Below are 25,893 nucleotides of genomic sequence, written 5' to 3'. Positions count from 1 at the left end.
TGTGTGTGGTCCTGTGCGATCCTTCGGAGGCCTTTCCGTGAAGAAGACCGTGACCACGCTCGCCGACGGGCGTGAGCTCATCTACTACGACAGCGCGGACGACGCCGTCCGCGACGCCGTCGACGAGCGCCCCCTCGACCCGCCCGCGGCCGCCTCCGGGCTCCGTGTCGACCCCCTGCTCGGCGACACCGTCGCCGTCGCCTCGCACCGCCAGGCCCGCACCTACCACCCCCCGGCCGACGCGTGCCCGCTCTGCCCCTCCCGCGACGGCCGGCCCAGCGAGATCCCGGAGCGCGACTACGAGGTCGCCGTCTTCGAGAACCGCTTCCCCTCCCTCGCCGGGCCCACCGGCCGCTGCGAGGTCGTCTGCTTCACCGCCGACCACGACGCCTCCTTCGCCGACCTCACCGAGGAGCGCGCCGCCCTCGTCCTCGACGCCTGGACCGACCGCACCGCCGAACTCGCCGCACTCCCGCAGGTCCGCCAGGTGTACTGCTTCGAGAACCGGGGCGCCGAGATCGGCGTCACCCTCGGCCACCCCCACGGCCAGATCTACGCCCTGCCCTTCACCGCCCCCCGCACCGCCCTCATGCAGCAGCGCGCCGCCGGGCACCGCGCCGCCACCGGGCGCAACCTCTTCGACGACGTCCTGGCCCGCGAGCGCGCCGGGGACCGCGTGGTCCTGGCCGGCGAGCACTGGACCGCCTTCGTCCCGTACGCCGCCCACTGGCCGTACGAGGCGCACCTGTACCCGAACCGCCGGGTGCCCGACCTGCTCGCCCTCGACGACGCGGCCCGCACAGAGTTCCCACAGCTCTATCTGGAACTCTTGAGGCGCTTCGACCGGATCTTCGGCCCGGACGAGCCGCCGACGCCGTACATCGCCGCCTGGCACCAGGCGCCGTTCGACGACGCCGCGCGGGACGAGTTCGGGCTCCATCTCGAGCTTTTCACCGTCCGCCGTGCGTCCGGCAAGCTGAAGTACCTCGCCGGTACAGAGTCCGGCATGAGCGTTTTCGTCAACGACGTGCCCCCGGAGGCGGCGGCCCGTCGACTGCGAGAGGTGGCGAGCAAGTGAGCAAGGCGAAGTACCTGGTGACGGGCGGCGCGGGCTACGTGGGCGGAGTCGTCGCCGCACACCTCCTGGAGGCCGGGCACGCGGTCACCGTCCTGGACGACCTCTCGACGGGCTTCGCCGGGAGCGTCCCGGCCGGCGCCGCGTTCATCGAGGGCCGCGTCCACGACGCCGCCCGCTGGCTCGACGACTCCTACGACGCGGTCCTGCACTTCGCCGCGTTCTCCCAGGTCGGCGAGTCCGTGGAGCAGCCGGAGAAGTACGCCGAGAACAACGTGGCCGGCTCCGAGGCGCTGCTCGCCGCGATGCGCGACGCGGGCGTGCGCCGGCTGGTGTTCTCCTCCACCGCCGCCGTCTACGGCGAGCCGGCCGTCACCCCCATCACGGAGTCCGCGCCCACCGTGCCCGGCAACCCGTACGGCACCACCAAGCTCGCCGTCGACCGGCTGATCGCCGCGGAGGCCGAGGCGCACGGCCTGGCCGCCTGCTCGCTGCGGTACTTCAACGTGGCCGGCGCCTACGGGGCGCAGGGCGAGCGCCACGACCCCGAGTCCCACCTGATCCCGCTGGTCCTCCAGGTCGCCCTCGGCCGCCGGGAGTCGATCTCCGTGTACGGCGACGACTACCCGACCCCCGACGGCACCTGCGTCCGCGACTACATCCACGTCGCCGACCTCGCCGAGGCCCATCTGCTCGCCCTCGGCGCGCTCACCCCCGGCGAGCACCTCGTCTGCAACCTCGGCAACGGCAACGGCTTCTCCGTCCGCGAGGTCGTGGAGACCGTCCGCAAGGTCACCGGCCACCCGATTCCCGAGGCCGCCGCCCCGCGCCGGCCCGGCGACCCGGCCGTCCTCGTCGCCTCGTCGGAGGCCGCCCGCGAGCGGCTCGGCTGGGTCCCGTCCCGTCCCGACCTCGCCGACATCGTCTCCGACGCCTGGGAGTTCGCCCGCCGGCGCGCACAGGACGACGTGTGACGGCCGCGACCGCGCGGCGGGTCGCCGAGGAGTTCGCCGGACTGTACGGGGCCGCGCCGGACGGCGTCTGGGCGGCCCCCGGCCGGGTCAACCTGATCGGCGAGTACACCGACTTCAACGACGGCTTCGTCCTCCCGCTGGCGCTGCCGCACACCGCCGTCGCCGCCGTCTCCCGGCGCGACGACGGGGTGCTGCGGCTGCACTCGGAGGACCTGCCCGGCGGGATCGTCCGGCTCGACGCGGCCGCGCTCGTGCCCGGCGCCGACCTGGGCTGGGCCGCGTACCCCGCCGGCGTCGTCTGGGCGCTGCGGCAGGCCGGGCACCCGGTCGGCGGCGCGGACGTCCACCTCGCCTCCACCGTGCCCACGGGCGCGGGCCTGTCCTCGTCCGCCGCCCTGGAGGTCGTCACCGCCCTCGCCCTGGACGAGCTGTACGGACTCGGGCTGAGCCGCCCGGAGCTCGCGCGGTTCGCCCAGCACGCCGAGAACGCCTTCGTCGGCGTGCCCTGCGGGGTGATGGACCAGATGGCCTCCGCCTGCGCCGTCGAAGGGCACGCCCTCTTCCTCGACACCCGCGACCTGTCGTACCGCCAGGTGCCGTTCGACCTCGGCGCGTTCGGGCTGCGGCTGCTCGTCGTGGACACCCGCGTCAAGCACGCCCTCGGCGACGGCGCGTACGCGGAGCGGCGCGCCGGCTGCGAGGCCGGCGCGCGGGCGCTCGGCGTGGCCGGCCTGCGCGACATCCCGCACGCGCATCTGCCCGCCGCCCTCGACCGGTTGGAGGACGAGGCCGTGCGCCGGTACGTGCGGCACGTGGTCTCGGACAACGAGCGGGTGCTCCGCACGATCGCGCTGCTCGACTCGGGTGAGGTCCGCGCGGTCGGCCCGCTGCTCACCGAGGGGCACGTCTCGCTCCGCGACGATCTGCGGGTCTCCTGCCGGGAGTTGGACCTCGCCGTCGAGGCCGCGAACGCGGCGGGGGCGCTGGGCGCGCGGATGACCGGCGGCGGTTTCGGCGGTTCGGCGGTCGTCCTCACGGAGGCGTCGGGCGCGGACGGGGTGGCCGCGGCCGTGGAGAAGGCGTTCGCCCGGGACGGTCTCACCGCGCCCGGGATCTTCGAGGCGCTGCCCTCGGCGGGCGCACGCCGCCTGCGCGCCGTCCTGTGAGCCCCACCGCCCTCAAGTACCACAGCGCGCCACGAGATTGGCCGACTTGAGCGAAACCTTCGCTACGCGTGGCCCCCGCCCGTACTCTGATGCGCAGCACCGGTGGGGGCCGGTGCTGATCAGGGGACGAGAAACCGTCGGGTACGACGCCCGGGGCGGGGTAACAGTCACTGCACGGCGGCGGCCGTGCGCTTCGTGGCGGACCCGCTCCCGGCGTCGTGCCCGCGCCGGTCTTCGTTCCTCGACACTTGGGGGTGTCCGTGGTCCGTATCCGGGTCCTGGTGGTGGACGACCACCGCATCTTCGCCGAGTCGCTCGCCGCGGCCCTCGCGGCGGAGCCCGACGTCGACGTCGCCGCCGCGGGAAGCGGTCCGGCGGCGCTGCGCTGCATGGACCGGGCGGCCGCCGAGGGCCGCCGGTTCGACGTGCTGCTCGTCGACGCCGACCTCGGCGTCACCGCCGCGCCCGCCGTGGCGCGCGCCGTGCCCGACGACGCCGAGGCGGCCGTCGACGGGATCTCGCTGGTCGGCGGGGTGCGCTCGGCGCAGCCCGCGGTGCGCACGGTGGTGCTCGCCGAGAAGGACGATCCGCGCCGGGCCGCGCTCGCGCTGCAGGCCGGGGCCTCCGGCTGGGTCGCCAAGGACTGCTCGCTGCAGCGGCTGCTCGCCGTGATCCGCGGCGTGCTGCGCGACGAGACGCACCTGCCGCCGGCGCTGCTCACCGGCGTGCTGCGGGAGCTGACGGCGGCGCGCAGGCACCGGACGGAGAGCGAGCGTCTGGTGGAGTCGCTGACCCCGCGGGAGCGGGAGGTGCTGCGCTGCATGGTGGCGGGCCTGGGACGCAAGGCGGTCGCCGAGCGGCTGTTCCTGTCCCCGCACACCGTCCGTACCCACATGCAGAACGTGCTGGGCAAGCTGGGCGTGCACTCCACGCTCGCGGCGGTGGCGCTGGCCCGCAGGGCGGGCGTCGGACCGGCCGAGCTAGCCGGGGACGTTGTCGAACGGGGCGGTCAGCTGGCGTAGCAGACCGGCCAGTTCGCCGCGCTGGGTGCGGGAGAGCTGGGCGAGGATCGCGCGCTCCTGGGCCAGCAGTCCGGCCAGGGCCTCGTCGGCCCGGTCACGGCCCTCGGCGGTCAGCCGGACGAGGACGCCGCGCCGGTCGCTGGGGTCCGGGAGCCGCTCGACGAGGCCCTTCTTGGCGAGCCGGTCGATGCGGTTGGTCATCGTGCCCGAGGTGACCAGGGTCTGGGTGAGCAGTTGGCCCGGGGAGAGCTGGTAGGGGGCGCCGGCCCGGCGCAGCGACGTGAGGACGTCGAACTCCCAGGGCTCCAGGTGGTGCTCGGAGAAGGCGAGCCGACGGGCGCGGTCGAGGTGCCGGGCGAGCCGCGAGACGCGGCTGAGCACCTCGAGCGGTTCCACGTCGAGGTCCGGGCGCTCGCGGCGCCATGCAGCGACCAGACGGTCGACCTCGTCCTCCATGACGATCAGTGTAGAGGGTCTGTTGACATAAAGTCTCTTGATATCGAGATACTTTCGCGGGACCATGAGCGAAACCGATGGGCAGGAACCGGCCCGGCGGAACCATCCGCCCGGCACGCCCTGCCGGCCAGGAGGCAGCGCCATGCATTCCGCACCCACGTGGGACCCGCAGCAGTACCTCCGCCACTCCGGGCACCGCACCCGCCCCTTCCTCGACCTGCTCGCCCGCGTCCCCGACCTGCCCGCGGCCGGCCGCCCCGCCCGGATCGCCGACCTCGGCTGCGGCGCCGGCAACGTCACCGCCCTGCTCGCCGACCGCTGGCCCGACGCGCTGATCACCGGCTTCGACAACTCGCCCGAGATGCTCCAGCGCGCCGCCAAGGAGTACGCGGGCCCCACCCCCGGCGGCGGCCGGCTCGACTTCCGGCCCGGCGACCTCGCCGACTGGACGCCCGAGGAGCCGTACGACCTGATCGTCTCCAACGCCGCCCTCCAGTGGGTGCCCGGCCACGCCGACTCCTTCCCCGGCTGGCTCGACGCCCTCGCCCCCGGCGGCGTCCTCGCCTTCCAGGTCCCCGGCAACTTCGTCGCGCCCAGCCACCGCCTGCTCCGCGACCTGTGCACCCGCCCCGAATGGCGGGACCGCCTCGGCGACTACCTGCGCGGCCCCGCGAGCGTCCTCGACCCCGCCGAGTACCTCACCCGCCTTCTCGGCCTCGGCTGCGAGGTCGACGTCTGGGAGACCACCTACTGCCACCTGCTCACCGGCGAGGACCCCGTCCTCGACTGGGTCAAGGGCACCGGTCTGCGGCCCGTGCTCACCGCCCTCGGCGACGACCCCGAGGCCGTCGACGCCTTCCTCGCCCAGTACCGGGACCTGCTCCGCGCCGCCTACCCGCCCGGCCCGCACGGCACCGTCTTCCCGTTCCGCCGCCTGTTCGCCGTCGCCCGGAAGGCCGGCTGACGAGCCCGCCCGCGTACCACGAAGGGGCCGCCGCACCCCATGGTGCGACGGCCCCTCCCGCGTAAGGCTCAGCTCTTGCGGTGACCTATCAGCCGCGGCTTCTGCTCCATGCCGTCCAGGCCGTGCCACGCCAGATTGACCAGATGCGCGGCCACCTCGGCCTTCTTGGGCTTGCGGACGTCCAGCCACCACTGGCCGGTCAGCGCCACCATGCCCACCAGCGCCTGCGCGTACAGCGGCGCCAGCTTCGGATCGAAGCCCCGGGCCTTGAACTCGAGCCCCAGAATGTCCTCCACCTGCGTGGCGATATCGCTGATCAGCGACGCGAACGTGCCCGTCGACTGCGCCACCGGCGAGTCCCGCACCAGGATCCGGAACCCGTCCGTGTACCGCTCGATGTAGTCGAGCAGCGCGAACGCCGCCTGCTCGAGCAGCTCACGCGGATGCCCCGCGGTCAGCGCCCCCGTCACCATGTCGAGGAGCTGACGCATCTCCCGGTCCACCACGACCGCGTACAGGCCCTCCTTGCCGCCGAAGTGCTCGTACACCACCGGCTTGGAGACGCCGGCCTTGGCCGCGATCTCCTCCACCGACGTGCCCTCGAAACCCTTCGCCGCGAACAGGGTGCGCCCGATGTCCAGCAGCTGTTCCCGGCGCTCCGCGCCGGTCATGCGGATCCTGCGCCCCCGCCGGGGCTTGTCGCTGCTGGAACTGCCGTCGATCGCCACATCCTCCATCATGCCGAATCGGCGGCCGCGGCCTGGCGGCGGGCTTCGATGCGGGACTTCGCCGGCCACCGCACGTCGTACGCCCAGCCCAGCTGCTCGAACCAGCGGATCAGCCGCGCACTGGAGTCGACCTGCCCGCGCAGCACCCCGTGCCGCGCCGACGTCGGGTCCGCGTGGTGCAGGTTGTGCCACGACTCGCCGCACGACAGCACCGCCAGCCACCACACGTTGCCCGAACGGTCCCGCGACTTGAACGGCCGCTTGCCCACCGCGTGACAGAACGAGTTGATCGACCAGGTCACGTGGTGCAGCAGCGCCACCCGCACCAGCGAGCCCCAGAAGAACGCGGTGAACGCGCCCCACCACGACATCGTCACCAGGCCGCCCACCACCGGCGGGATCGCCAGCGACAGGACCGTCCACAGCACGAACTGGCGCGAGATCGCGACCAGGGCCGGATCCTTGATCAGGTCGGGGGCGTACTTGTGCTGCGGGGTGCGCTCCTCGTCGAACATCCAGCCGATGTGCGCCCACCACAGGCCCTTCATCAGCGCCGGCAGCGTCTCGCCGAACCGCCACGGCGAGTGCGGGTCGCCCTCGGCGTCCGAGAACTTGTGGTGCTTGCGGTGGTCGGCCACCCAGCGCACCAGGGGCCCCTCCACGGCCAGCGACCCCATGATCGCCAGCGCGATCCGCAGCGGTCGCTTCGCCTTGAACGAACCATGCGTGAAGTAGCGGTGGAAGCCGATCGTGATGCCGTGGCAGCCGATGAAGTACATCGCCGTCATCAGGCCCAGATCGAGCCAGCTCACCCCCCAGCCCCAGGCCAGCGGCACCGCCGCGACCAGGGCCACGAAGGGAACCGTGATGAACAACAGCAGCGCGATCTGCTCGACGGAGCCTTTGCGGTCCCCGCCGAGCGTGGCGGAAGGCAGATCCGGGGCGGGGGTTTCGAGTACCTCGGGGCTAGAGGTCATGGAGAGGTCCCTCTGGGGGGTGAAGGGGAAGAGCCGGACGCCTGGCCACGGCCCTGGCTACGGGTCCGTAACCTACGGCGACGTAAGTATGGCAGCGCCGAGGCGCGCGGCAAGAGGCACAAGCGGGCCCGTGCGCCGCGCGGCGCCACCGCCCACCTATCCTGGGTACGTCGGACAGCGCGGTCCGCAGCCTGTAGGAAACCCTCCAGACGTGCTCAAACAGTGCAAGGAGCCGCACCTGTGAGCAGTGCCGACCAGACCTCCACCGCCCGCGCCGAGCTGCGCGCCGACATCCGCCGACTGGGCGACCTGCTGGGCGAGACACTCGTCCGGCAGGAGGGCCGCGACCTTCTCGACCTCGTCGAGAAGGTCCGCCACCTCACCCGCGAGGACGGCGACGCCGCCGCCGCGCTCCTCGGCGACACCGACCTGGAGACCGCCGCCAAGCTCGTCCGCGCCTTCTCCACCTACTTCCACCTCGCCAACGTCACCGAGCAGGTGCACCGCGGCCGCGAGCTGCGCGAGAAGCGCGCCGGCGAGGGCGGCCTGCTCGCCCGCACCGCCGACATGCTCAAGGACGGCGACCCCGAGCACGTCCGCGCCACCGTCAAGAACCTCAACGTGCGCCCCGTCTTCACCGCGCACCCCACCGAGGCCGCCCGCCGCTCCGTGCTCAACAAGCTGCGCCGGGTCGCCGCCCTCCTCGAGGCCCCCGTCGTCGAGGTCGACCGCCGCCGCCTCGACCAGCGGCTCGCCGAGAACATCGACCTCATCTGGCAGACCGACGAACTCCGCGTCGTCCGCCCCGAGCCCGCCGACGAGGCCCGCAACGCCATCTACTACCTCGACGAGCTGCACGCCGGCGCCGTCGGCGCCGTCCTCGAGGACCTCGCCGCCGAACTGGAGCGCGTCGGCATCGAACTGCCCGCCGGCACCCGCCCGCTCACCTTCGGCACCTGGATCGGCGGCGACCGCGACGGCAACCCCAACGTCACCCCCGCCGTGACCTGGGACGTCCTCATCCTCCAGCACGAGCACGGCATCAGCGACGCCCTCGAACTCATCGACGAACTGCGCGCCCTGCTGTCCAACTCCATCCGCTACACAGGCGCCACCGAGGAACTCCTCGCCTCCCTCCAGGCCGACCTCGACCGCCTCCCCGAGATCAGCCCCCGGTACAAGCGCCTCAACGCCGAAGAGCCCTACCGGCTCAAGGCCACCTGCATCCGGCAGAAGCTCGTCAACACCCGCGACCGGCTCGCCCAGGGCACCCCGCACCAGCCCGGCCGCGACTACCTCGGCACCGCCGAGCTCGTCGCCGACCTCAGCCTGATCCAGGAGTCGCTGCGCGCCCACCGCGGCGGACTGCTCGCCGACGGCCGCCTCGACCGGGTCATCCGCACCCTGTCCGCCTTCGGCCTCCAGCTCGCCACCATGGACGTCCGCGAACACGCCGACGCCCACCACCACGCGCTCGGCCAGCTCTTCGACCGGCTCGGCGAGGAGTCCTGGCGCTACGCCGACATGCCCCGCGAGTACCGGCAGCGGCTGCTCGCCAAGGAGCTGCGGTCCCGCCGCCCGCTCGCGCCGACGCCCGCCCCGCTCGACGCGGCAGGCCAGAAGACCCTCGGCGTCTTCCACACCGTCAAGGAAGCCTTCGAGCGCTTCGGCCCCGAGGTCATCGAGTCCTACATCATCTCGATGTGCCAGGGCGCCGACGACGTCTTCGCCGCCGCCGTCCTCGCCCGCGAGGCCGGACTGATCGACCTGCACGGAGGCTGGGCCAAGATCGGCATCGTGCCGCTCCTGGAGACCACCGACGAGCTCAAGGCCGCCGACGTCATCCTCAACGACATGCTGGCCGACCCCTCCTACCGCCGCCTCGTCTCCCTGCGCGGCGACGTCCAGGAGGTCATGCTCGGCTACTCCGACTCCTCCAAGTTCGGCGGCATCACCACCAGCCAGTGGGAGATCCACCGCGCCCAGCGCCGGCTGCGCGACGTCGCCCACCGGTACGGCGTACGGCTCCGGCTCTTCCACGGCCGAGGCGGCACCGTCGGCCGCGGCGGCGGCCCCTCGCACGACGCGATCCTCGCCCAGCCGTGGGGCACCCTCGAGGGCGAGATCAAGGTGACCGAGCAGGGCGAGGTCATCTCCGACAAGTACCTCATCCCGTCCCTCGCCCGCGAGAACCTCGAACTGACCGTCGCCGCCACCCTGCAGGCCTCCGCCCTGCACACGGCGCCCCGCCAGTCCGACGAGGCCCTCGCCCGCTGGGACGCCGCCATGGACACCGCGTCCGAGGCCGCCCACACCGCGTACCGCACGCTGGTCGAGGACCCCGACCTGCCCGCGTACTTCTTCGCCTCCACCCCCGTCGACCAGCTCGCCGACCTCCACCTCGGTTCGCGCCCCTCGCGCCGCCCCGACTCCGGCGCCGGACTCGACGGACTGCGCGCCATCCCGTGGGTGTTCGGCTGGACCCAGTCCCGGCAGATCGTCCCCGGCTGGTACGGCGTCGGCTCCGGTCTGAAGGCCCTGCGCGAGGCCGGTCTGGACGCCGTGCTCGGCGAGATGTACGAGAAGTGGCACTTCTTCCGCAACTTCCTCTCCAACGTCGAGATGACGCTGGCCAAGACGGACCTGCGGATCGCCCGCCACTACGTCGACACCCTCGTCCCCGACGAGCTGAAGCACGTCTTCCGCACCATCGAGGCCGAGCACGCGCTCACCGTCGAAGAGGTCCTGAAGGTGACGGGTGGTGAGAAGCTGCTCGACTCCAACCCGGTGCTCCAGCAGACCTTCGCCATCCGCGACGCCTACCTCGACCCGATCTCCTACCTCCAGGTCTCGCTGCTCGCCCGCCAGCGCGCCGCCGCCGCACGCGAGGAGGAGCCGGACCCGACGCTGTCCCGCGCGCTGCTGCTGACCGTCAACGGCGTCGCCGCGGGCCTGCGCAACACCGGCTGACCTCGTTGTGACACGCGAAGTGCCCCCACCGGCCCGGCCGGTGGGGGCACTGTCGTCCCACGGGCCGTGCGGCCCTACGGGGTTCAGCCCTGCGCGGCCTTGCGGCGACGCGTCACCAGGAAGCCACCGACGCCCGCCAGGGCCACGGCGACCGCAGCGATGATGCCGACCGGGGCGCTGGAGCCCGTCTCGGCCAGGTTGCCGTCCTCGTCCTTCACGTCACCGTTCCCACCGGTGCTCTGCTCGCCGGCGCCCGGAGCGGTCGGGGAGGGGGACGAACCCGGCTCCTCGCCCGGCTTCGTCGGCTCCTCACCCGGCTTGGTGGGCTCCTCGCCGGGCTTCGTGGGCTCCTCGCCCGGCTTGGTGGGCTCCTCGCCCGGGGCGCACTTGGTCTTGAAGACCTTGTGCTTGGCCTTGCCGTTCTCGTTGTCGAAGTTCCAGAACAGCTTGTACTGGCCGGTCGCGAGGGTCATGTCCTCGGTGCGCTCGTGGCCCGAGCCGTCGAGGGTCAGCGAACCCTCCTTCACCGTGGTGCCCTTGTCGAGGTCGTTGACGGCCCAAGCCTCGATGTGCCAGGTGACCTTCTGGGCGCCGTCGAACTTGAAACTGTCGATGTAGAAGGTGCAGACCTTCGGCTCGTTCTTGTGAAGCTCCTCGCCCGTCTTGGAGTCGTGGATCTTCACGTTGCCGTTGTCGCCCTTGGGCTTACCGGTCGCGGAGGCGGTGGGGGCCAGCAGCACGGTCGCCGACAGAGCGGCGACGACGGCGCAGGCGGGAATGAGGGTACGTCGCATATGGGATGTCCATCTGGAGTGACGAGAGATGCCGTGGGAGGTGGCGGGGGCAGGATATCCGCCTGCTTATGTCACTCTTAACCCAAGGCTTCATAACAATTCTGGCCAGCTGGCCAGAACGGAATCCTGCGGATCACGGAAAACGCTTGCCCGCGGAGCGCTTTGCTCAGAGCGCGAAGAACGTCCCCAGCAACAACGCCCCGCCCAGCGCCGCCGAGGACCACGCCGTACGCGTCATCCGCAGCCCGCCGCCTATCACCAGCGACGCCAGCAACAACGCCCCGCCCAACGGGACCCAGGCGTGCAGACCGCCGCCCCAGCCCGTACGCAGCGCCTCGTCCGTACCCGGCTTCACCACGACCGTCAGCGTCTGGCCCTTCGACACGGCCACCGAACGCTCCATCGTCGCCGTGGTCCGCTTCGAACCCGCGTCCGCCGGCACGTACCGGCCACTGCACGTCTCGTCCGTGCACCCCGTCACCGTCAACGTGCCGTGCTCCCGCCCCTTCGACAGCAGCACATGCTGCGCCGACCCCCACGACGACCACGCCCCCGCCACCACGAGCAGCAAGGCGACCACCGCCATGGCGGTGCGACGGGCGTGCCGGACGAGGACGGTGCGCTTCATGGGGCGCGATCGTACAGCCGTACGCCTACGAGTTGTACGCCGACTGCGCCCGCTCCAGGCCCTCCGCCACCAGGCACTCCACGGAATCCGCGGCCCGGTCCACGAAGTACCCCAGCTCTTTGCGCTCCGTCGACGAGAAGTCCTTCAGAACGAAATCCGCGACCTGCATCCGACCCGGCGGACGACCGATCCCGAACCGCACCCGGTGATACTCCGCCGAGAACGCCTTCGTCATCGACTTCAGGCCGTTGTGCCCGTTGTCCCCGCCGCCCAGCTTCAGCCGCAGCGTCCCGTAGTCGATGTCCAACTCGTCATGGATCGCCACCACATGTGCCACCGGCACCTTGTAGAAGTCCCGCAGCGCCGACACCGGACCACCCGACAGATTCATGTACGACATCGGCTTCGCCAGGATCACCCGCCGGTTCGCCGGCCCCGGCGGACCCATCCGGCCCTCCACGACCTGCGCCTGCGCCTTCTGCGCCCGCTTGAACTTCCCGCCGATGCGCTCCGCCAGCAGATCCACCACCATGAAGCCCACGTTGTGCCGGTTGGCCGCGTACTCAGGCCCCGGATTGCCGAGGCCGACGATCAGCCAGGGGGCGTTCGCGTCGTCCGTCATCTGCGTCTCCGCGTCTCCAGAAGAAAAGGACAGAAAGAAACGGGGTGACCGGCCGTGGCCCGTCACCCCGTCACGTCAGGCAGAGCCTACGGCTCAGGCCTCGGCGCCCTCGGCGGCCTCGCCCTCGGCGGCCTCGGCGGCCGGCTCCTCGGCCTGCGCGGCCAGGACCTGCAGGACGACGGCGTCGGCCTCGGTCACCAGGGTGACGCCCTTGGGCAGGGTGATGTCCTGCGCCAGGACGGAGGCACCGGCCTCCAGGCCCTCGACGGAGACCGTGACGGCCTCGGGGAGGTGGGTGGCCTCGGCCTCGACGGAGAGGGTGTTGAGCACGTGCTCCAGCAGGTTGCCGCCGGCCTTCAGCTCGCCCTCGGCGACGACCGGAACCTCGACGGTGACCTTCTCGCCCTTCTTCACCAGAAGCAGGTCGACGTGCTCCAGGAAGCCCTTCAGCGGGTCGCGCTGCGCGGCCTTCGGGATCGCCAGCTCCTGGCCCTTGCCGTCGATGTCCAGCGTCAGCAGGACGTTCGGGGTACGCAGGGCGAGCTGCAGCTCGTGGCCCGGCAGGTTCAGGTGGATCGGGTCCGAGCCGTGGCCGTACAGGACACCGGGGACCTGGCCGCTGCGACGGATCTTGCGGGCGGCGCCCTTGCCGAACTCGGTGCGGACGGTGACGGCGAGCTTCACGTCGGACATGTGGCACTCCTCGTAGAAGGTGACGGAACGATGGTCACCCGGCCACGACTGGCGATGGCCTGCTACGAAGAGCGCGTCGATAACGGACCGCCGAACCGCGAACGCGGACGGCCTCCCTCGCCGAGCAACCTCAGCAGTCTACCGGGCAGGGCGCGAGGCACCCAATTGGATCACGCGGGGATATGCGGGAAGGGATGCGTAAGGACAGGCGTAAGGACAGGCGTAAGGGCCGCCCCCAGAGGGAGCGGCCCTTACGAACTCACAGCCGGCGGCCGAAATCAATCGGTCAGTGCCGGCAGTGCGGTCAGTGCTCCTCGAACAGGCTCGTCACCGAACCGTCCTCGAACACCTCACGCACCGCACGCGCGATCGTCGGCGCGATCGACAGCACCGTGATCTTGTCGATCTCCAGCGAACCCGGCACCGGCAGCGTGTCCGTGAACACGAACTCGCTCACCTTCGAGTTCTTCAGGCGGTCCGCCGCCGGACCCGACAGGATGCCGTGCGTCGCCGTCACGATGACGTCCTCCGCACCGTGCGCGAACAGCGCCTCCGCCGCCGCGCAGATCGTGCCGCCGGTGTCCACCATGTCGTCGACCAGGACACAGACCCGGCCCTTCACGTCACCGACGACCTCGTGGACCGTCACCTGGTTGGCGACGTCCTTGTCACGACGCTTGTGCACGATCGCCAGCGGCGCGTCCAGACGGTCGCACCAGCGGTCGGCCACCCGCACACGGCCGGCGTCCGGGGACACGATCGTCAGCTTCTCGCGGTCGACCTTGGAGCCCACGTAGTCCGCGAGGACCGGCAGCGCCGACAGGTGGTCCACCGGGCCGTCGAAGAAGCCCTGGATCTGGTCCGTGTGCAGGTCCACGGTCAGGATCCGGTCCGCACCCGCGGTCTTCATCAGGTCCGCGACCAGACGCGCCGAGATCGGCTCACGGCCACGGTGCTTCTTGTCCTGACGGGCATAGCCGTACGACGGGACGATCACGGTGATGCTCCGCGCGGAAGCCCGCTTCAGAGCATCGATCATGATCAGCTGCTCCATGATCCACTTGTTGATCGGAGCCGTGTGGCTCTGGATCAGGAAGCAGTCCGCGCCACGCGCCGACTCCTGGAAGCGGACGTAGATCTCACCGTTCGCGAAGTCGAAGGCCTTGGTCGGAACGAGACCGACACCCAGCTGGTGCGCGACCTCCTCGGCCAGCTCGGGGTGGGCGCGGCCGGAGAAGAGCATCAGCTTCTTCTCGCCGGTCGTCTTGATCCCGGTCACAGCACTGTCTCCTCAGACGTGTTCTCCGGCCGCGATACACGAGCGTCCCTTGCGCGTGAGCGAGCCAGCCGAATTTGTGTGCACGTATCACGGTACGCCGAGTTCGGCGTACCCGTTTCCGGTCAGCTTTCGCCGTCGGACTCCTCCACGGCCGCCTGAGCGGCCTGAGCGGCGGCGCTGCCCGGACGCTTCCGCGCCACCCAACCCTCGATATTCCGCTGCTGGCCACGGGCGACGGCCAGGGCACCCGACGGCACATCCTTCGTGATCACGGACCCGGCAGCGGTGTACGCGCCGTCCCCGACCGTGACAGGAGCCACAAACATGTTGTCCGAACCCGTACGGCAGTGGGAGCCGATCGTCGTGTGGTGCTTCTTCTCGCCGTCGTAGTTCACGAACACGCTCGCGGCGCCGATGTTCGAGTACTCGCCGATCGTCGCGTCACCCACGTACGACAGGTGCGGCACCTTCGTGCCCTCGCCGATCGCCGCGTTCTTCGTCTCGACGTACGTCCCGATCTTGCCCTTGGCACCGAGGTTCGTCCCCGGCCGCAGATAGGCGAACGGACCGACGGAAGCGCGCTCGCCGATCACGGCGGAATCGGCGACGGTGTTGTCCACCCGCGCGCCGGCGCCGACGGTGGTGTCGTGGAGGCGCGTGTTCGGCCCCACCTCGGCGTCCTCGGCGAGGTGGGTGGCACCGGTCAGCTGCGTCCCCGGGTGCACGATCGCATCCCGCCCGAAGGTCACGGTCACGTCGACGAACACGGAGGCGGGGTCGACGACGGTCACGCCGGCGGTCATGGCCGCCTCGAGCACCCGCCGGTTCAGCAGCGCACGCGCCTCGGCGAGCTGCACCCGGTTGTTGATCCCCAGGATCTCCCGGTGATCACCGGCGACGGACGCGCCGACGCGGTGCCCGGCCTCGCGCAGGATCGACAGCACGTCGGTGAGGTACTCCTCGCCCTGGCTGTTGTCCGTCCGCACCTTGCCGAGCGCGTCGGCGAGCAGTGGCCCGTCGAAGGCGAACACGCCGGAGTTGATCTCGCTGATCGCCCGCTGCTCGTCCGAGGCGTCCTTGTGCTCCACGATCGCGGTGACGGCGCCGGAGGCGTCGCGCACGATCCGCCCGTAGCCGGTCGAGTCCGGCACCTCGGCGGTCAGCACGGTGACGGCGTTGCCGTCGGCGGCGTGCGTCGCGGCGAGGGCCCGCAGGGTCTCGCCGGACAGCAGCGGGGTGTCGCCGCACACGACGACGACGGTCCCGTCGGGCGCCTGCCCCAGCTCTTCGAGCGCCATGCGGACGGCGTGCCCGGTGCCGTTCTGCTCGTACTGCACGGCGGTACGGGTGCCGGCGTAGTGTGCGTCCAGATGCGCGGTGACCTGCTCGCGGGCATGCCCCACGACGACGACGAGGTTCTCGGGGTCCAGCTCCCGAGCTGCGGAGACGACGTGTCCGACGAGCGAGCGCCCGCAGATCTCGTGGAGGACCTTGGGAGTCTTCGACTTCATGCGGGTGCCCTCACCCGCTGCGAGTACGACGACGGCGGCCAAGGGGGTCCTCCCTGTTCGAGCGGAGCCGAGAACTTGGGGGAGGTTGGCGCTCACGGGTGTGCCCTTCGGCTTCGGGTGGTGGACATCCGAAGGATACCGGGGGGTACCGGAGCGGAAATGAGTGCGGGTCCCGACCTGGGGAGGTAGGGACCCGAACCGAGCATGTGGGCTCCCGGGGGAGGACTCGAACCCCCATGATCAGAACCAAAATCTGACGTCTTGCCCTTAGACGACCCGGGATTACCGCTATGCCCGATTCTGATGATCGGGCGCGGATGCAGCCCCTACTATGCCGCACCACGCCCCCTCGATGCGACGGTAGAGGTCTGCGCTGTTGCGAACTCTCACCACGAGGCAACCCCGGTAGTCCTCGCCGACGTTCTTGCGAACAGTCTTGGGGTTGTGGCGCTTCAGCGTCGTCTTGCCCAGCTCGGAGACGTCGATGCTGACGAGGTCGGCCCAGTGCTGTTCGGCGGCGCGGACGTCCGCGTTCTCGTGGACCATCACGTAGAACGTGCGTCGTTCCGGCTCGATGCCGACGAGGTCGAGCCAGCGGACGAAGGTGCGGATCATGGTCGGGTCGCTGTTCACGAACGTCACCCGCTCGCGGCGGGCGTGCGGTTTGTCCTTCGTGCCCTCTGCCCAGTACAGGCAGACGCCGGCGATCATGAGCTCCCGGTCGGACAACTCGCCGATCTGGGCGGCGGCTGCTTCCTTCGCATTGCGGCGCTCTTCCTCGCGTCGGCGCAGGGTGGGTTCCCAGCCGCGCTTCGCGATCTCGGACGCCCGCTCGCGCGTGCGGCGCGGCGGTTTCGGCAGATCCCGTACCCACAGGGATATCGAGCTCTTCGAGCAGCCCAGCTCCAGCTGGATCTGGTCGTAGGTGAGGCCCTGGAGGCGCAGCTCGCGCGCCTTCGTGCGGAGGTCGTCCTTCGCGTTCGGGCGCTTCGTCCAGGCCGGCGGGGGTTCGCCCTTCACGAGGCGGTGGAGGAGGTCGTTGTTGAAGACTTTCAGGCGGTCGTGGATCTGGCGCAGGCTGAGGCCCTCGCGGCGGAGGGCGACGGCCTGCTCGCGCAGGGCGTCGAAGTCGGCGGCGTACCGACTTGTCTCGGTGCTCATGCGGACACCTTCGTCCGGAATGCGGACGTCCGGGTCGAAAACGTGGGCGATTCACCAGTTCGAGTGGGTGGCGAGTCCCGGAAAACCGCTGGCCCGCCCCCGTACGCTGGGTGGCATGACCGCAATGGGGGCACACCAGGACGCGGCGGGCGGGTCCGCGCGGGGCTGGTTGTGGTGGGGGAGACGTCGGAGTGCGGTGCTGGACGTCGGGCTGGGCCTGGTGTCGGCGCTGGAGTGCGGGCTCGAGGGGGTCGGGTTCGCGGGGGACGCGGGGCTGCCCGTGCCGGTGGGGGTGTTGTTCGGGCTGGTCGCCGGGTCCGTGCTGACCCTGCGGCGGCGGTGGCCGATCGTCGTGGTGCTGGTGTCGATCGCGACGACGCCCGCCGAGATGGGCTTCCTGATGGGGCTCGTCGGGCTGTACACGCTCGCCGCGTCCGAGGTGCCGCGGCGGATCACGGCGCTGCTCGCGGGGATGTCGTCGGCCGCGGTGTTCCTGGTGACCGTGGTGCGGATGCGGCAGGAGATGCAGCAGGCGGAGGGCTTCGATCCGAGCGGCTGGTACATCCTGCTGCTGTCGCTCGTCCTCACGCTGGGGCTGAACGCCCCGCCATTGTTGCTGGGTCTGTACGTCGGTGCGCGGCGCCGCCTCATGGAGTCGCTGCGGGAGCGGGCGGACAGCCTGGAGCAGGAGCTGTCGCTGCTCGCGGACCGGGCCGAGGAGCGGGCGCAGTGGGCGCGCCAGGAGGAGCGGACGCGGATCGCCCGCGAGATGCACGACGTCGTGGCGCACCGCGTCTCGCTGATGGTCGTGCACGCGGCGGCGTTGCAGGCGGTGGCGTTGAAGGATCCGCAGAAGGCCGTCAGGAACGCCGCTCTGGTGGGTGACATGGGCCGGCAGGCGCTGACGGAGCTGCGCGGGATGCTGGGCGTGCTGCGGGAGGAGGCTCCCGCGGAGGGGCCCGAGCCCGTACCGCTGGCGGCGGTGGGCCGGGCGGCCGCGGCGGCGGCCGCGGAGGCGGCGTCGGAGGACGGGCCGTGTCTGGACGCCCTGGAGGAGCTGGTGGAGCAGTCCCGGCTGGCCGGGGTGGTCGTGGAGCTGGCGGTGCTCGGCGAGTCGCGCCGGTACGCGGCGGAGGTGGAGCGGACGGCGTACCGGGTCGTCCAGGAGGCGTTGACGAACGTGCACAAGCATGCGGCGGGTGCGCGGGTCGTGGTGCGGCTGGCGCATCGGGAGGCCGAGGTCGCCATGCAGGTGGAGAACGGTCCGTCGGACGCGGGGGCGGCGGACGCGCAGTTGCCGAGCGGCGGGAACGGCCTGGTGGGGATGCGGGAGCGGGTGAACCGGCTGGGCGGGGTGTTCGTGTCGGGGCCGACGGACGCGGGCGGCTTCCGGGTGTCGGCGGTGCTGCCGACGGTGCGGGAGGCGGTGGCGTAGGACGGGGGGCCGACACTGTGCGGGCCGGCACCGTGCGGGCCGCGGTACTCAGCCGCTCGTCGTCAGTCGTGTCGGCTGGGTGCCGGTGATCAGCCCCGTCAGGGCGGTGTCGATGTCCCGGCCGAGGTACCAGTCGCCGGTGTGGTCGAGGCTGTAGACGCGGCCCTCGCTGTCGATGGCCAGCACCGCCCGGTGTTCGCCCTCCTCGCCGAGCGGGGCCAGTTCCGTCTCGAGGGCGCGGCCGAGGTCGCCGAGGGTGCGGGCGAGGTGGAGGCCGGCGAGGGGGTCGAGGTGGACGGCGCCGGGGGCGATGTGCCGGCCGGGTCCGGGGCCGGTGATCCGGAGGCCGCCGAATTCCGCCCAGGCTTCGACGGCGGCCGGGAAGACGGCGTGCCGGTGACCGGCCGGGGAGACGTGGGCGCGCAGGGCGTCGGCCCATTCCTCGGCCTGCTTGATGTCCCATCGGCCGGGTTGCCAGCCCGCGTCGCGGAGGGCCGCGTCGACGTTGACGGGGAAGCGGGTCGTGTTCAGGTCGGGCATGCGGTGCGGGTCAGCCGTTCTGGGCGGTGGGGTCGACGGGGCGTACGCCGAAGTGGGCGAGCATCGCCGTGCAGGAGCGGCAGGGGGCCGCGTAGCTGCCGTGCAGCGGGTCGCCGTCCTCGCGGATGCGGCGGGCGGTGAGTTTGGCCTGCTTCAGTGAGCGCCTGGCTTCTCCCTGGGTGAGGGGTTTGCGCTGGGCGCGTCTGGAGCGGCCGTTCTCGGCGGAGGTGAGGTGGCGGGAGAGCAGGATGGCTTCGGGGCAGCGGCCGGTGAAGCGTTCCCGCTGGCCGCTGGTGAGGGTGTCGAGGAAGTCCTGGACGAGCGGGTGGAGGGCGGGTGCCTGGTCGCCGCGTCCGGCGGTACATGTCAGGGTCTCGCCGCGGACCGAGAGCGCGGCGCCGACGGTGGGCAGGATGCCGTCGCGGCGGTGTCGCAGTACGGGAGCGCGGGTGGTGTCGCTGGCGCTCCAGCTGAGGCGTGGGTCACCCTGCGTGGGCACCGTGGCCGGTGGTCGTGCTGTCTGCATCGTGCTCGTCTTCCCCTCCTGCAATCCCCCGAGTTGCGTGAACAGCCTGCCAAATGGGTTGCCGGGTGTGGAAGCTGGGTGGACGAAAGCACCCTTCGGCGTGTCGCACTCATGACGCCTGTGTCATGCCGTCGTGACACTTGGTCACGACGGGGTCCGGTGGTGTTCCGGCCGGGGCGGCGGCCTGGTGGCACCGCATAGGCTGTGCCAAATCAGCCAGCAGCCAGCGCAGGGGGCAACCGCCATGACGACAGGTCGGCTCGGGCAGGACGCCGCGCCACCGAACGCGGCCTACGCCGGGCAGGTCGTGCATTTCCCGGATCCGGTCCGGGCCTCCCGGCATCCTCGTGGGGTGCGGGTGGACGAGCACGGCTACCCGGTTTTCTCTCCGTACGCCCGTGCGGCCGCGGAGATCGCGGAGCCGCCGGAGGGCTTCGGCGTGGACGAGCTGCGGCTGACGGACTACGTGTCCGCGAACGCGGCGCTGGCGGCGTCGGGGCATGAGCTGTGGGACACGATCCCGGCGGTGGCGACGCCGCACGGCTGGACGTGGCATCACGTGGCGGGCAGCCGGCGGATGGAGCTGGTGCCGGTCGAGGTGAAGGCGCTGCTGCGGCACCACGGCGGTGTGGCGACGGCGGCGGTGGACCACGACAAGCGGGGCACGCGGCCGCTGCAGGAGACCCGGCCGGCGCACTTCGGGCTGCCGAAGGCGCGGATGTCGGTGTCGGAGCAGCAGTTGCAGGGTGTGGAGGAGGACCTGGGGTACCGCCTGCCGGGCGCGTACCGGTCGTTCCTGAAGGCCGCGGGCGGGTGTGCGCCGGTGGGCGCGGCGCTGGACGCGGAGCTGGGTCTGCTGGTGGACCAGCCGTTCTTCACGGTGCGTGAGGAGGCGGGGGTCAACGACCTGGTGTACGTCAACAAGTGTCTGCGGGACCATCTGACGAAGGACTTTCTGGGCGTCGCGTTCGTCCAGGGCGGTCTGCTCGCGGTGAAGGTGCGCGGTGAGGGCGTCGGTTCGGTCTGGTTCTGTGCGTACGACGACGCCCGGGACCGGGACGGTCTGAGTGTGCAGGACCGGGCGGAGCGGCTGCTGCTGCCGTGCGGCACGGATTTCGACGACTTCCTGGCGCGGCTCGCGGGCAATCCGCCGGAGCTGGAGACGGTGGCGAACCTGATGGTCGACGGCGGCTTCGCGCAGGTCGTCGCGGTGGGGGAGTGAGCTCGATGGTGACGTTCGCGCAGGCGCAGGAGCGCGCCGAGGAGTGGATCAACGGCGACCTGCCCGCGTATCAGCACCGCGAGGTGCGGGTGCGGGAGTTCGAGCTGGGGTTCGTGGTGTGGGCGGAGGACCGTGAGGACGGTCCGACGTCGGACGGCGGCCGGCAGCGGCTGGTGATCGCCCGGGACAGCGGTGAGGCGACGCTGTGGCCGGGGCTGCCGGTGGGTGAGGTGATCCGCCGGTACGAGGAGGAGTACGGCGCGTCGGCCGCGGCGCGCGCGGAGGCGCCGGCGCCGCCGCAGCGGGTGGATCTGAACCAGACGTCGTTCCTGCTGACGCCGCCGGAGTGGCTGCAGGAGGCGGCGGACCGGGCGGGGATTCCGGACGGGCGGAGTGCGGACGGCGGTGCGTCGTCGCCGTCGCCGACTCCTGCGCCGGCTCCTGCGCCCGTGGCCGGTACGCCGCCTCCGGCGCCGATGCCGGCTTCGGCGACGCCGCCGCCCGCTCCGTCCGCGCCGTCCGCCGGCGGCAGCGGTGCGTGGGCGGACGTGAGCCCGTCCGGCGGCGACGACGTGTCGGTGCCGCTGCCGGCGACGGTGTTCGCGCCGCCGCTGTCGGGTGCGGACGACGACGACACCCCGCCGCCGGTGACCGGAGCGGACGCGCCGACGGCGCTGATGTCGGGCGGCAGCCAGCTGCCGAGGACGCAGATCGCCCAGCAGGCGCTGCAGCCGGACGGGATGCCGCCGGGTGTCCCGCAGGCCGGTCCGCCTGGGGGTCCCCAGGGTGGTCCGCAGGCCGGTTCGATCCCGCCGCCTCCGCCCGGTGCGCCGGGCGTTCCTGGTGCGCCGGGAGCCGACGCGTACGTACCGACGCAGCTGGTGTCGCAGCTGGGCCCCAACGGCCCGACGCCGCCCGGCGCTCCGGGTACGCCTCCGCCGCCGGCGCCTCCGGGTGCCCCGGGCGGTGGCGCGACCCCGGCGCAGCCGGTGCACCACGCCGCGACGATGCTGGCGCATCCGAACCAGAGCATGGGCGGGGCCACCCCGCCTCCGCCGCCGGGTCCGCCCGGTGTTCCGGGTCAGCCGGGTACGCCTCCGCCGCCGGCGCCTCCGGGTGTCCCGGGCGGTGGCGCGACTCCGCCGCAGCCGGTGCATCATGCGGCGACGATGCTGGCGAGCCCGAGCCAGGGCGGTCCTGGTACGCCTCCGCCGCCGGGTCCGCCCGGTGTTCCGGGTCAGCCGGGTACGCCTCCGCCGCCGGCGCCTCCGGGTGTCCCGGGTGGCGGTGCGACTCCGCCGCAGCCGGTGCATCACGCCGCCACCATGCTGGCGAGCCCCAGCCAGGGCGGTCCCGGTACGCCTCCGCCGCCCAGCCCGCCGCCGGGTGCTCCCGGCATGCCCGGGCCCGCCGGCGCCGCGCCGTTCCCGCCGCAGCCGACCGGTCAGCCGACCGTCGGCCCCGGCTACCAGGCGGTGCTGCGCTACCGCGCGCCCGACGGCTCGGAGGCGCAGATCATCCGGCGTTCCGCGCCCGGCACCCCGCACCCGGAGTGGCAGATCCTGCACGAGCTGCGGGCGATGAACGTGCCGCCGCAGCAGGTCCTGGAGCTGCACACGGAGCTGGAGTCCTGCGAGCTGCCCGGCGGTTACTGCGCGCGGATGATCCGGGAGACCTGGCCGCAGGCGCGGATCACCAACATCGCCCCGTACGGCCGGGACCACGCGGGCAGGCAGCAGGGCATGCAGCAACTGCTGACCCATCAGGGCGAGTTGCACCAGGTGGCGGACGGTCCGGCGCGCCCCGCGCCGGTGCGCGCGCCGCTGCCGCAGGTGCCGCCGGCGCCGCCGGTCCCGCCGGAGGGCGTGGCGCAGGAGCTGGCGGGCGCGTTCGGGCCGGCGATCTGCCGGTTCGACCAGCGGGCGGTGTCCCGGCAGGGCGTGCCCGAGGTGGTGGCGGTGACGCTGGTGTGGGCGGGTCTGCCGGCGGACTTCGGTCCGTTCTTCTGGGCGCAGCCGGCCCAGCCGGTGGTGCCGACGCTGGCGGAGCTGGCGGCGCAGCGGCAGATCCAGCCGCCGTCGGACGCGGGCTCGTACCTGGTGCTCGGTTCGGACTTCGGCAAGGCGATCTGCGTCCAGTACGGCACGGCGCACATCGTGGCGGTGCCGGTGGAGCCGGGTCCGGACGGGCGGTGCCTGCCGCCGCAGTTCGTGAACACGGGGCTGCCGGAGTTCACCCGCTGCATGGCGCTGCTGGGGCGGATGTGGCGGCTGCGGTTCGGGCTGACGCCGGAGCAGGCGGGCCGGTGGACGGTCGACTTCCAGGCGCAGCTGGCGATGCTGGACCCGGCGGCGCTGGCGTCGCCGGAGAACTGGTGGTCGGTGCTGCTTGAGCAGATGTGGGACGGGCTCCTCTGAGTCCACCCGTTGGGAGTACGCCGAAGGGCCCGGTCCGGGGTACGGATCGGGCCCTTCGGCGTACCGGTCGTGTCGGGGCCGGGGACGTCCCGGTGTGATCCCGCAAGATCGGAGGAGGGGGTTCCGCGTACGAGAGGGGCTCCGCCGATGAGGAAGCCGCATGCCTTCGCCGTCGCACGACGTGGCTATCGCCCGGGTCAGGTGGACCGTTTCCTCGCCGGGCTCTGCGACGACCGGGACGCCGCCTGGGAGCGGGCCGCCCGGCTGACAGTGCTGGCGCGGGAGATGGAGGAGGAGGCGGCGCGGCTGCGCGAGCGCGTCGACGGGCTGGGGGAGCAGCGGTACGAGGCGCTGGGCGAACGGGCCCGGCTGCTGCTGGCGTTCGCGGAGCAGGAGGCGGCCGAGCTGGTCGCGGCGGCGACCGAGGAGGCGCGGGCGCTGCGGGACGAGGCCGGGGCGGCGGCTGAGCGGTGCGCGGACACGGTCCGCGAGGAGGCGGACGACGCGGTCGCGGCGGCGGAACGGGCGGCGGAGGAGCTGCTGCGGGTCGCACGCGGCGAGGCGGAGGCGGTACGGGCGGGGGCCCGCGGCGACCTGGTCGCGCTGCGGGAGGAGGCGCGTACGGCCGTCGGGGACGCGCGGCTGCGGGCGGCGGCGCTGGTGGACGCCCGCGAGCAGGAGCAGGCGGGCCGGCGGGACGAGGAGGAGCGGGCGGCGGCCGCGCGCGAGGAGGAGCGGGAGGCCCGGCACACGGAGCGGGTCGCGGCGGCGCAGGCCGAACTTGCGGAGGCGGAACGGGCCTTCGCGGAGGCGGAGGAGAGCGCGCGGCGCCGCCAGGAGGCGGCGGAGGCCCGCGCCGCGGAACTCCTGGTGGGCGCGCGGGCGACGAGCGAGCGGATGGAGCAGGAGACGGACCGCATCCTCGCCGAGCACGCCACCGCCTCCGAGGCCACCCGCGCCCACATGACCCATGTCCGCAACAGTCTGGCGTCCTTGACGGGCCGGGCGGCGAGGGACGCGGAGGAAGCCGCGGGAGAGGCTGCGGAGGCGCCGGAGGAGTAGGAGTAGGGGGCGGGCGGCTACTTCGGGGACTGCTCGGGGCTCTCGGTCCCCTCCGGGTTCAGGACCGGGAAGCGGCGCGGGGCCAGGGTGAGGAGGGCCAGCAGGGACAGGGCGGCGGCGACGGCGGCGCCGATGTGGACGTAGTCGACCGCGGCGTCGACCGCGCGCCGCAGGTGGTCCGCCGCGGAGGCGGTGAGCGCGCCGGGGGTGTCGAGCGCGCGGGCGAGGGAGTCGAGGTCGCCGGCGCTGCCGAGACGGGCGGCGAGGACCGCGTTGGCGATCGCGCCGAACAGGGCCGCGCCCACGCTCTGCCCGACCTGGCGGCAGAACAGTACGGACGCGGTGGTCGTGCCGCGCTCCTCGTACGGGACGGTGGACTGCACGCCCACGATCAGCGGCAGCTGGAAGAAGCCGAGGGACGCGCCGAGCAGCAGCATCAGCAGCGCGGGCTGCCAGGGCTCGCCGGGGAACGGCAGCATCGGGAACGCGAGCAGCACGAGCAGCGCGGACGTCATGCCGAGGACGGCGGTGAGCCGGAAGCCGATCCGGCTGTAGACGCGGTTGGCGAAGGCGGCGGTGACCGGCCAGCTCAGGGTCATCGCGGAGAGCACGAACCCGGCGGCGATCGGGCCGAGGCCGAGGACGGCCTGGGCGTACGTGGGCAGGAAGACGGTCGGCGCGACCATCAGCAGCCCGAGCGCGCCGAGCGCGAGGTTGACCGCGGCGATGGTGCGCCGGCGCCACACCCAGCCGGGGATGATCGGCTCGGCGGCGCGCCGTTCGACGACGACGGTGACCGCGCCGAGGACCAGCGCGCCGGCGAACAGGGCGAGGGACGGCGTGGAGAGCCACGGCCAGGCGACGCCGCCCTGGACGAGCGCGGTGATCAGCAGCGCGCCGGTGGCGAAGACGGCGAGGGCGCCGGGCCAGTCGACGACGGTCCGGCCGGGGCCGGTCGCTGTGGGGCGGGCGGGTTCGACGAGGTGGCGGGCGACGAGCCAGAGCGCGACGAGCCCGACGGGGATGTTGACGAGGAAGATCCACCGCCAGTCGGCGTACCCGGCGAGCAGGCCGCCGGCGGCCGGTCCGGCGACGGAGGAGGTCGCCCAGACGGTGGAGAGCTTCGCCTGGATCCTGGGGCGTTCCTTCAGCGGGTACAGGTCGGCCGCGATCGTCTGGACGGTCCCCTGGAGCGCCCCGCCGCCGAGGCCCTGCACGATGCGGAAGGCGATGAGGGAGGCCATGTTCCAGGCGGCCGCGCAGAGCAGGGAGCCGAGGAGGAAGAGGACGATGCCGGTGATGAGGACCGGCTTGCGGCCGAAGGTGTCGGAGAGCTTGCCGTAGACCGGCAGGGTGACGGTGACGGCGAGCAGGTAGCCGGAGAACAGCCAGGAGAACACGGAGAGTCCGCCCAGGTCGCCGACGATCTGCGGGACGGCGGTGGCGACGACGGTGCCGTCGAGGGCGGCCAGCCCCATGCCGAGCATGAGCGCGGCGACGACGGGGCCGCGGCCGCGGGGGGCGGCGGTGGTGGTCGCGGGCGTGGTCGCGGGCGTGGTCGCGCCGGCGGTCGTGGGCGTCGGCTCGGCCAACGGAAGATCCCCCTTTGCATTCCCTATGCATCTATCTCGTCGGGGGACACCCTCTCACTTGCACCTGACGCTGCGGGAG

The 25,893-nt window shown here is 72.5% G+C and carries 23 protein-coding genes and 1 tRNA gene; 10 read left to right on the top strand and 14 right to left on the bottom strand.

The features are described from left to right. Nucleotides 1–37: 37 nt before the first annotated feature. The 4 genes from galT (at nt 38) to ABZO31_RS13320 (ending at nt 4,237) form a co-directional block, all read left to right on the top strand. Complete coding sequence (galT, locus tag ABZO31_RS13335; RefSeq protein WP_406861388.1) at nt 38–1,078, top strand: galactose-1-phosphate uridylyltransferase; 1,041 nt, start codon at nt 38–40, stop codon at nt 1,076–1,078. Continuing rightward, nucleotides 1,075–2,049: a UDP-glucose 4-epimerase GalE gene (gene galE / locus ABZO31_RS13330; RefSeq protein ID WP_406861387.1), complete on the top strand. Its 975-nt coding sequence runs from the start codon at nt 1,075–1,077 to the stop codon at nt 2,047–2,049. Before galT ends, galE begins: the two co-directional genes overlap by 4 nt. Next, nucleotides 2,046–3,215: a galactokinase gene (gene galK, locus ABZO31_RS13325; protein ID WP_406861386.1), complete on the top strand. Its 1,170-nt coding sequence runs from the start codon at nt 2,046–2,048 to the stop codon at nt 3,213–3,215. Before galE ends, galK begins: the two co-directional genes overlap by 4 nt. A 260-nt stretch (nt 3,216–3,475) precedes the next feature. Next, on the top strand, nt 3,476–4,237 hold the full coding sequence (locus ABZO31_RS13320) for a LuxR C-terminal-related transcriptional regulator (RefSeq protein ID WP_406865344.1): 762 nt from the start codon (nt 3,476–3,478) through the stop codon (nt 4,235–4,237). Here ABZO31_RS13320 and ABZO31_RS13315 read toward each other — a convergent pair. Next, complete coding sequence (locus tag ABZO31_RS13315; RefSeq protein ID WP_406861385.1) at nt 4,196–4,693, bottom strand: MarR family winged helix-turn-helix transcriptional regulator; 498 nt, start codon at nt 4,691–4,693, stop codon at nt 4,196–4,198. The genes ABZO31_RS13320 and ABZO31_RS13315 overlap by 42 nt on opposite strands. 142 nt (nt 4,694–4,835) lie before the next feature. On the opposite strand from ABZO31_RS13315, the gene ABZO31_RS13310 reads away from it, so the two are divergent. Beyond that, the gene (locus ABZO31_RS13310; protein ID WP_406861384.1) at nt 4,836–5,657 is read left to right on the top strand and encodes a trans-aconitate 2-methyltransferase; all 822 of its coding nucleotides are present in this window, start codon (nt 4,836–4,838) and stop codon (nt 5,655–5,657) included. 68 nt (nt 5,658–5,725) lie between these two features. Here ABZO31_RS13310 and ABZO31_RS13305 read toward each other — a convergent pair whose 3' ends face one another. Together ABZO31_RS13305 and ABZO31_RS13300 are read right to left on the bottom strand one after the other, a co-directional pair. Further along, nucleotides 5,726–6,394, bottom strand: a complete 669-nt coding sequence (locus ABZO31_RS13305) for a TetR family transcriptional regulator (protein ID WP_406865343.1) — start codon at nt 6,392–6,394, stop codon at nt 5,726–5,728. After that, entirely contained in the window at nt 6,394–7,362 is a 969-nt protein-coding gene (locus tag ABZO31_RS13300) for an acyl-CoA desaturase (RefSeq protein ID WP_406861383.1), read from the bottom strand. The genes ABZO31_RS13305 and ABZO31_RS13300 overlap by 1 nt, the downstream gene beginning before the upstream one ends. A gap of 240 nt (nt 7,363–7,602) precedes the next feature. On the opposite strand from ABZO31_RS13300, the gene ppc reads away from it, so the two are divergent. Then, a complete protein-coding gene (gene ppc, locus ABZO31_RS13295; RefSeq protein ID WP_406861382.1) occupies nt 7,603–10,332 on the top strand; it encodes a phosphoenolpyruvate carboxylase in 2,730 nt (909 codons plus the stop codon). Between the two features lie 83 nt (nt 10,333–10,415). On the opposite strand, the gene ABZO31_RS13290 is transcribed toward ppc, so the two are convergent. The 8 genes from ABZO31_RS13290 to ABZO31_RS13255 all read right to left on the bottom strand — a co-directional run bounded on the left by ABZO31_RS13290 (nt 10,416) and on the right by ABZO31_RS13255 (nt 17,020). After that, nucleotides 10,416–11,126: an LPXTG cell wall anchor domain-containing protein gene (locus tag ABZO31_RS13290; RefSeq protein ID WP_406861381.1), complete on the bottom strand. Its 711-nt coding sequence runs from the start codon at nt 11,124–11,126 to the stop codon at nt 10,416–10,418. Nucleotides 11,127–11,292: 166 nt separating this feature from the next. After that, complete coding sequence (locus ABZO31_RS13285; RefSeq protein WP_406861380.1) at nt 11,293–11,754, bottom strand: hypothetical protein; 462 nt, start codon at nt 11,752–11,754, stop codon at nt 11,293–11,295. A gap of 25 nt (nt 11,755–11,779) precedes the next feature. After that, nucleotides 11,780–12,376, bottom strand: coding sequence for an aminoacyl-tRNA hydrolase (pth, locus tag ABZO31_RS13280; protein WP_406861379.1), 597 nt, complete (start codon nt 12,374–12,376; stop codon nt 11,780–11,782). A gap of 93 nt (nt 12,377–12,469) precedes the next feature. Beyond that, a complete protein-coding gene (locus tag ABZO31_RS13275; protein ID WP_406861378.1) occupies nt 12,470–13,069 on the bottom strand; it encodes a 50S ribosomal protein L25/general stress protein Ctc in 600 nt (199 codons plus the stop codon). 304 nt (nt 13,070–13,373) lie between these two features. Next, the gene (locus ABZO31_RS13270) at nt 13,374–14,348 is read right to left on the bottom strand and encodes a ribose-phosphate diphosphokinase (RefSeq protein ID WP_406861377.1); all 975 of its coding nucleotides are present in this window, start codon (nt 14,346–14,348) and stop codon (nt 13,374–13,376) included. A 122-nt stretch (nt 14,349–14,470) separates the two neighbouring features. Beyond that, complete coding sequence (gene glmU, locus ABZO31_RS13265; protein ID WP_406861376.1) at nt 14,471–15,901, bottom strand: bifunctional UDP-N-acetylglucosamine diphosphorylase/glucosamine-1-phosphate N-acetyltransferase GlmU; 1,431 nt, start codon at nt 15,899–15,901, stop codon at nt 14,471–14,473. Nucleotides 15,902–16,070: 169 nt separating this feature from the next. After that, nucleotides 16,071–16,141 (bottom strand) — tRNA-Gln (locus ABZO31_RS13260). 6 nt (nt 16,142–16,147) lie between these two features. Next, nucleotides 16,148–17,020, bottom strand: a complete 873-nt coding sequence (locus tag ABZO31_RS13255) for a hypothetical protein (RefSeq protein WP_406861375.1) — start codon at nt 17,018–17,020, stop codon at nt 16,148–16,150. A 115-nt stretch (nt 17,021–17,135) separates the two neighbouring features. On the opposite strand from ABZO31_RS13255, the gene ABZO31_RS13250 reads away from it, so the two are divergent. Next, the gene (locus ABZO31_RS13250; protein WP_406861374.1) at nt 17,136–18,455 is read left to right on the top strand and encodes a sensor histidine kinase; all 1,320 of its coding nucleotides are present in this window, start codon (nt 17,136–17,138) and stop codon (nt 18,453–18,455) included. Between the two features lie 48 nt (nt 18,456–18,503). Here the strand turns inward: ABZO31_RS13250 and ABZO31_RS13245 are convergent, their stop codons facing one another. Further along, nucleotides 18,504–18,995: an SUKH-3 domain-containing protein gene (locus ABZO31_RS13245; protein ID WP_406861373.1), complete on the bottom strand. Its 492-nt coding sequence runs from the start codon at nt 18,993–18,995 to the stop codon at nt 18,504–18,506. Between the two features lie 10 nt (nt 18,996–19,005). After that, the gene (locus ABZO31_RS13240) at nt 19,006–19,521 is read right to left on the bottom strand and encodes a YwqJ-related putative deaminase (RefSeq protein ID WP_406861372.1); all 516 of its coding nucleotides are present in this window, start codon (nt 19,519–19,521) and stop codon (nt 19,006–19,008) included. A gap of 244 nt (nt 19,522–19,765) precedes the next feature. Here ABZO31_RS13240 and ABZO31_RS13235 point away from each other — a divergent pair, with 244 nt between their 5' ends. From ABZO31_RS13235 to ABZO31_RS13225, 3 genes are all read left to right on the top strand, one after another. Beyond that, nucleotides 19,766–20,743 carry an SMI1/KNR4 family protein gene (locus ABZO31_RS13235; RefSeq protein WP_406861371.1) on the top strand — a complete coding sequence of 326 codons (978 nt, stop codon included), beginning with the start codon at nt 19,766–19,768 and terminating at the stop codon, nt 20,741–20,743. Between the two features lie 5 nt (nt 20,744–20,748). After that, a complete protein-coding gene (locus tag ABZO31_RS13230) occupies nt 20,749–23,160 on the top strand; it encodes an SUKH-4 family immunity protein (protein ID WP_406861370.1) in 2,412 nt (803 codons plus the stop codon). A gap of 147 nt (nt 23,161–23,307) precedes the next feature. After that, nucleotides 23,308–24,222 (top strand): DivIVA domain-containing protein, encoded by a 915-nt coding sequence (locus ABZO31_RS13225; RefSeq protein WP_406861369.1) that lies wholly within the window; start codon nt 23,308–23,310, stop codon nt 24,220–24,222. Between the two features lie 17 nt (nt 24,223–24,239). Here ABZO31_RS13225 and ABZO31_RS13220 read toward each other — a convergent pair whose 3' ends face one another. Next, a complete protein-coding gene (locus tag ABZO31_RS13220; protein ID WP_406861368.1) occupies nt 24,240–25,814 on the bottom strand; it encodes an MFS transporter in 1,575 nt (524 codons plus the stop codon). Nucleotides 25,815–25,893 lie beyond the last annotated feature (79 nt).

This window comes from Streptomyces solicamelliae (assembly GCF_045348655.1).
Classification (GTDB): domain Bacteria; phylum Actinomycetota; class Actinomycetes; order Streptomycetales; family Streptomycetaceae; genus Streptomyces; species Streptomyces solicamelliae.
This window is presented reverse-complemented; position numbering and strand designations above follow the sequence as displayed.